Here is a 7392-nt window from a genome sequence, read left to right on the forward strand (position 1 = left end):
CACGACCCGCGCCGCATCCCGCAACGACAGACCACCGGCAACGTACGCCGCGGCGATCTCGCCCTGCGAGTGACCCACCACGGCGGACGGCTCGACACCGTACGACCGCCACAACGCCGCCAGACCCACCATCACCGCGAACAGAGCGGGCTGCACCACATCCACCCGCTCCAGCGACGGCGCGTCGGGGAGACCGCGCAGCACATCCTCCAGCCGCCAGTCCACGAACTCCGCCAACGCCTCACCACACGCGGCGACCTCCGCCGCGAACACCGGCGAGGAATCCAGCAGCCCCACCGCCATGCCCACCCACTGCGCACCCTGCCCCGGGAACACGAACACCGGCTTCGCGCCGGCCGTGGCACGGCCCTCGACGACCACCGGCGACGGCTCACCCACCGACAGCGCGGCCAGCCCGGACAGCAACTGCTCCCGGTCGGCGGCGGCCACGACACCCCGGTGCTCCAGATGGGCCCGCGTGGTGGCCGCGGAGAAACCGAGGTCGACGAGAGACAGCTCCGGCCGCGCCAGCACATGCGCACGCAGCCGGCCGGCCTGGGCACGCATCGCGGCCACCGTCCGCCCGGACACCGTCACCGCAACAGCCGGCATCGGACGCGCCCCTGGCCTTTCGGCGGGCTCCCCGACGGGCGCCTCCTCCAGGATGATGTGGGCGTTGGTGCCGCTCACGCCGAACGACGACACCGCGGCGCGCCGCGGACGACCCTCGACCGACCACTCCCGCGCCTCGGTCAACAGCCGGACCTCACCCGAGTCCCAGTCGATGTGCGGCGACGGCTCATCCACGTGCAGGGTCGGCGGCAGCACCCCGTGCCGCATCGCCATCACCATCTTGATCACACCCGCCACACCGGCGGCCAGGGAGGTGTGTCCGATGTTCGACTTGATCGACCCCAGCCACAACGGATCCCCGTCGCGTTCCCGGCCGTACGTCGCCAGCAGGGCGTGGGCCTCGATCGGGTCGCCGAGGACGGTGCCGGTGCCGTGCCCCTCGACGGCGTCCACGTCGGCCGGGCGCAGTCCGGCGTTGGCGAGCGCCTGCCGGATCACCCGCTCCTGGGAGGGGCCGTTGGGCGCGGTGAGCCCGTTGCTGGCACCGTCCTGGTTGACGGCGGTGCCGCGGATGAGCCCGAGGATCCGGCGTCCGTTGCGCTTGGCGTCCGACAGCCGCTCGAGCACCACCAGGCCCAGGCCGTCGGAGAAGCCCGTGCCGTTGGCGGAGGCCGCGTAGGCGCGGCAGCGGCCGTCCGGCGACACCGCCTGCTGGCGGCTGAACTCGGCCAGCAGGAACGGGCCGGACATGACGGTCACGCCGCCGACGAGGGCCATGGAGCACTCGCCCGCGCGCAGGGCTTGCGCAGCCATGTGCAGGGCGACCGCGGAGGAGGAGCAGGCGGTGTCGACGGACACCGCGGGGCCCTCCAGGCCGAACAGGTACGAGATGCGGCCGGAGGAGACGCTGGCCGCGCCGCCGGTCAGCTGGAAGCCCTCGATCTGCGGCAGGCTGCCCGCGGGCACCGTGCAGTAGTCGCTGGTGCCGACGCCGCAGAAGACGCCGGTGTGGCTTCCGCGGAGCGAGGTGGGATCGATGCCCGCGTCCTCGAACGCCTCCCACGACGCCTCCAGCAGCAGCCGCTGCTGCGGGTCCATCGCGAGCGCCTCACGCGGGCTGATCCCGAAGAACTCGGCGTCGAACTCGCCGATCCGCTCCAGGAAGCCGCCGCCGCTGGTGGAGACGGCGCCGGGACGGCTCATGCTCGGGTCGTAGAGCCGTTCCAGGTCCCAGCCGCGGTCGGTCGGCAGTCCCGAGACGGCGTCGCGCCCGGACGCGACGAGCTCCCACAGTTCGTCGGGGGAGGTGACGCCGCCGGGATAGCGGCAGCTCATGCCGACGATCGCCAGGGGTTCGCCGGCCTGCGCGAGCAGCCGCTTGTTGAGCTGGCGGAGCCTGTCGGTCTCCTTGAGGGATTTCCGGAGCGCCTCGATGAGCTGGTTCTGATCGGTGGCCATGTCTCTTCCTTCGTCTACGAGCTCATTGCGGCGACGACGTTCTGTGCCGGGTTCTCGGCCGGGGTCATGCGAGGTCCTCCTGGGCCATCCGGATCAGGGCTTCCGCGTCCATGTCGTCGAACGACGCGGCGTCGCCGTCCTCGGCGACCGCCTCCGGCGGGTCGTTGTCGGCCAGTTCGCGCAGGGTGTCGAGCAGCCCGGCCTTGCGGAGCCGGTCGATGGGGATCGACGTGAGCAGCGCGCGGATCTCGTCCTGCTCGGACCGCGGACGGGCAGCGGAGTCGGGCATGAGCTCCGGCAGCAGATGACGGGCGACGGCCGCCGGGCTGGGGTGGTCGAACACAACGGTGGCGGCCAGGCGCACTCCGGTGACCTGGCTGAGCCGGTTGCGCAGTTCGACGGCGCTCAGCGAGTCGAAGCCGAGCTCCTTGAAGGCGCGTTCGGGGTCGACGGACGCCGCCGAGGCGTGCCCGAGCACACCCGCGACCTGCGCCTGGACCAGTTCCAGCACGATCCGCTCGCGCTCCGCCTCCGGTGCTCCGGCCAGCCGCTGAGCCAGCGCCGCCGTACCCGAGTCGGCCACCCGGGCCGACGCGCGCACCAGCCCCCGCAGCAGCGGCGGCAGCATCCCCGCCCGCGCCCGGGCTCGCAGCGCCGTCGTCTCCAGCAGCACCGGAGCCACCACGGCCGCGTCCACGTCCAGCGACTGGTCGAACAACGCAAGACCGGTCTCGGCGGTGAGCGCGCTCATGCCCATCCGCTCCAGGCGGGCCAGTTCGGCCTCGTCCAGCTGCGCGGCCATGCCCGCGGCTTCCGACCACAGCCCCCAGGCGAGGGAGGTGGCGGGCAGACGGGCGGCCCGACGGGACTCGGCGAGCGCGTCGAGAGCGGCGTTCGCCGCGGCGTAGTTGGCCTGGCCGGGGCTGCCCATCAGCGACGCCACCGACGAGAACAGCACGAACGCCGACAGGTCCGCGTCGGCGGTCAGCTCGTGCAGATGCCACGCCGCGTCCACCTTGGGCCGCATCACCCGCTCGATCTGCTCGGGCGACATCGACTCGACCACACCGTCGTCGAGCACACCGGCCGCATGCACCACCGCCGTCAACGGACGCTCCACGGAGTCGAGCGCGGCGGCCAGTTGCTCCCGGTCGGACACGTCGCACGCGACGACCCGGGCCTCGCACCCCAGCGCCTCCAGCTCCGCGACCAGCTCGGCGGCACCGTCGGCCGCGGGGCCGCGGCGGCTCAGCAGCAGCAGGTCGCGCACGCCGTGGCCGGCCGCGAGATGGCGGGCGAACAGCGCGCCGAGCCCTCCCGTGCCGCCGGTGACCACCACGGTGCCCTCCGGGCCCAGCGGCGCCGGAACGGTCAGCACGACCTTGCCGACGTTGTGTCCCTCGCGCAGATGGCGCAGCGCCTCGCGGCCCTGCCGCACGTCCCAGGTGCGGATCGGCGCGAACTGCAGCACGCCCTGCCGGAACAGGGCCACGATCTCGGCCAGCAGCTCTCCCAGCCGCTGCGGCCCCGCCTCCCACAGATCGAACGCCCGGTACGCGACGCCCGGCCGGTGGGCCGCGATCCGCTCCGCGTCGCGGATGTCGGCCTTGCCCATCTCCACGAACCGGCCGCCACGCGGCAGCAGCTCCAGGGAGGCGTCGACGAACTCGCCCGCGAGGGAGTTCAGCACGACGTCCACGCCTTCGCCGCCGGTGCCGTCCAGAAAGGTGTCCCGGAATCCCGTCTCCCGCGAGGAGGCGATGTGGTCGTCCGTCACACCCGACGCCCGTACGACGTCCCACTTGGGCGGACTGGCCGTGGCGTACACCTCCGCGCCGAGATGCCGTGCGATCTGCACGGCCGCCGTGCCCACGCCACCGGCGGCGGCGTGCACCAGCACCCGCTCGCCCGCGCGCAGCCCGGCCAGGTCCACCAGGCCGTGGTAGGCGGTCGCGTAGGCCACCGGCACGGACGCCGCCTGCGTGAACGACCACGCGTCCGGCATCCGGGCGACCAGGCTCCGGTGGGCGACGGCCACCGGGCCGAAGGACTCCGCGACGAAGCCGAACACCCGTTCGCCGGGGCTGAACTCGGTGACACCCGGGCCGACTTCCAGCACCACACCGGCCGCCTCGGCGCCCAGGGGCACGTCGTCGGGGTACAGGCCGAGAGTGATCAGTACGTCGCGGAAGTTCAGCCCGGCGGCACGGACCCCGATGCGCACCTCGTCGGCGGCGAGCGGGCGACGCGCGCCGGAGGGCGTGACCTCCACGTCGTCCAGGGAGCCCTTGCGCTTGACGGACAGGGTCCACGCGTCGTCGGCGGGCGCGGCGGCCGCGGCCAGACGCGGCGCGAACACCTGCTCCCCGCGCACGGCGAGCTGCGGCTCGTCGGTGTCGAACAGCGCGCCCCAATCGGGCTCGTCGCCGTCCAGGTCGACCAGAAGGAACCGGCCGGGGTGCTCGGACTGGGCGCTGCGCAGCAGACCCCACACCGCCGCCTGGGCGATGTCCGGCGTCTCGCCGTCGACGGCGACGGCACGCCTGGTCACCACGACCAGCCGGGCGTCGGCGGGCGATGCGCCGGCCAGCCACTGCCGTACCAGGGTGAGCGCCTCGGCGGCTGCTTCCCGGGCAGCCGCGGCCGCGTTCCCGTCCGGGGTGTCGACGGTGGCGACGACCATCTGCGGAGCCGGGCCGCCGTCGCCGACGGCCTTCTCCAGCGCGGCCAGGTCCGGGAACCGCTCACCCGCGCCGGCCGCGCCACCCAGCACTGCCACCTGGACGGCCCGACCCGCGCCGACCGTGACCGGGGCCCAGTCGAGCCGGTAGACCGACTGCCGGCCGTTGCGCCGCAGCCGCTCCAGCCGGGCGGGGTCGACCGGACGCATGTCCAGCCGGGCCAGGCTCAGCACCGGCTCGCCCTGCTCGCTGACGGCGTCGAGGCCGAATGCGGTCTCGTCGACCCGGCGCATGCGGATCCGCACCCGGGACAGGCCGTCGTGCGCGAGGCGCACCCCGGACCAGGAGAACGGCAGGAACGCCGTGTCGTTCGGTCCGTCCTGGAGCAGGCCCGAGTGCAGGGAGGCGTCGAAGAGTGCCGGGTGGAGGCCGAAGCTCTCACCACCGGTGTCACCGGGCAGGGCGACGTCGGCGAACACCTCGTCACCCACACGCCACGCCGCACGCACACCCTGGAAGACCGGCCCGTAATCGAACCCGAGCTCCGCCATCCCCGCGTACAACACATCCCCGGACATCTCCACACCGCCGGCCGGCGGCCACTGCACCGGAACCCACGACACCGGCATGGTGTCCCCGGCAGCCAGCCAGCCCCGCGCGTGGCAGGCCATCTCGGCCTGCTCCCCCTCCCCACCCTCGAAACGGGCGAACACCGCCACCTCACGACGACCGTCCTCACCCGCGGCACCGACGGTCACCCGCAACTGAACGGCCGCCCCCTCCTCCAACAGAAGAGGCGCCTCCATCACCAACTCGTCCACCACCGGCACACCCACCCGACGACCGGCAACCGACGCCAGCTCCACCCACGCCGTACCAGGCACGATCACCGCGCCCAACACCACGTGATCACGCACCCACGGCTGCGACTCGACGGACAACCGCCCGGTGAACACCCACTCGTCACGATCACCGACCTGCACGACCGCCGCCAGCACCGGATGCTCGACCCGCTCCAGACCAGCCGCCGCGACATCACCGGCCCGCGCCGACGGCGTCAGCCAGAAGTACTCCCGCTGGAACGCGTACGTCGGCAGGTCCACCCGTCCGGCGCCCGTCCCCTCGTACACCGCGGCCCAGTCGATCCGCACGCCCGCGGTGTGGGCCTGGCCGAGCGAGAGCATGAACCGGGTCAGTCCGCCCTCGTCACGGCGCAGGGAGCCGACCACCGACACCCGGCCGCTCGCGTCCAGTGCCTCGATGGTGTCCTCCACCGCCATCGTGAGCACGGGGTGGGGGGACATCTCCAGGAAGCATCCGGTGCCGTTGTCGATGAGGGCGCGGACGGCGGGTTCGAAGCCAACCTGGTGGCGCAGATTCCGGTACCAGTACGCGGCGTCCATCGTGGCGGTGTCGACGAACGCGCCGACGGCCGTGGAGTACATGGGGATGGTTCCGGCCGCCGACTGTACCGGCGCCAGAGCCTCCATGAGCTCCGCTTCCAGCGCCTCGACGTGCGCGGTGTGCGACGCGTAGTCCACGTTGACACGACGGGCCCGTACGCCGTCACGCTCGCAGGCCGCCAGTATCTCGTCCAGCGCCTGCGGTTCACCGGCGACGACGACGGCCGCCGGACCGTTCACCGCCGCCACCGACACCCGGCCCCCATACCCGGCGATCAGCTCCCCGGCCCGCTCCACCGGCACCGCGACGGACATCATCCCGCCCAACCCGGCCAGACGCTCCCGCACCAGCACACTGCGCACCGCCACGACCCGCGCCGCGTCCCGCAACGACAGACCACCGGCAACGTACGCCGCGGCGATCTCGCCCTGCGAATGACCCACGACGGCGGACGGCTCGACACCGTACGACCGCCACAACGCCGCCAGACCCACCATCACCGCGAACAGAGCGGGCTGCACCACATCCACCCGCTCCAGCGACGGCGCGTCGGGGAGGCCGCGCAGCACATCCTCCAGCCGCCAGTCCACGAACTCCGCCAACGCCTCACCACACGCGGCGACCTCCGCCGCGAACACCGGTGAGGAATCCAGCAGCCCGACCGCCATGCCCTCCCACTGCGCACCCTGACCCGGGAACACGAACACCGGCTTCACGCCGGCCGTGGCACGGCCCTCGACGACCACCGGCGACGGCTCACCCACCGACAGCGCGGCCAGCCCGGACAGCAACTGCTCCCGGTCGGCGGCGGCCACGACACCCCGGTGCTCCAGATGGGCCCGCGTGGTGGCCGCGGAGAAACCGAGGTCGACGAGAGACAGCTCCGGCCGCGCCAGCACATGCGCACGCAGCCGGCCGGCCTGGGCACGCATCGCGGCCACCGTCCGCCCGGACACCGTCACCGCAACAGCCGGCATCGGACGCGCCCCTGGCCTTTCGGCGGGCTCCCCGACGGGCGCCTCCTCCAGGATGATGTGGGCGTTGGTGCCGCTCACGCCGAACGACGACACCGCGGCGCGCCGCGGACGACCCTCGACCGACCACTCCCGCGCCTCGGTCAGCAGCCGGACCTCGCCCGAGTCCCAGTCGATGTGCGGGGACGGCTCGTCCACGTGCAGGGTCGGCGGCAGCACCCCGTGCCGCATCGCCATCACCATCTTGATCACACCCGCCACACCGGCCGCAGCCGACGTATGACCGATGTTCGACTTGACCG

Annotated in this window: 2 protein-coding genes; both read right to left on the minus strand. The window is 73.2% G+C overall.

Going from position 1 to position 7392, the window contains the following annotated elements; all coding sequences use genetic code 11:
• Positions 1-2031: type I polyketide synthase (locus KUM38_RS28475; protein ID WP_217133371.1), on the minus strand; the 2031-nt coding region annotated here is incomplete at its 3' end.
• Positions 2032-2095: 64 nt separating this feature from the next.
• Positions 2096-7392, minus strand: a 5297-nt coding sequence (locus tag KUM38_RS28480) for a type I polyketide synthase (RefSeq protein WP_374227096.1), incomplete at its 5' end; no start/stop codon positions are given.

The organism is Streptomyces sp. AC558_RSS880, assembly GCF_019049255.1.
GTDB lineage: Bacteria > Actinomycetota > Actinomycetes > Streptomycetales > Streptomycetaceae > Streptomyces.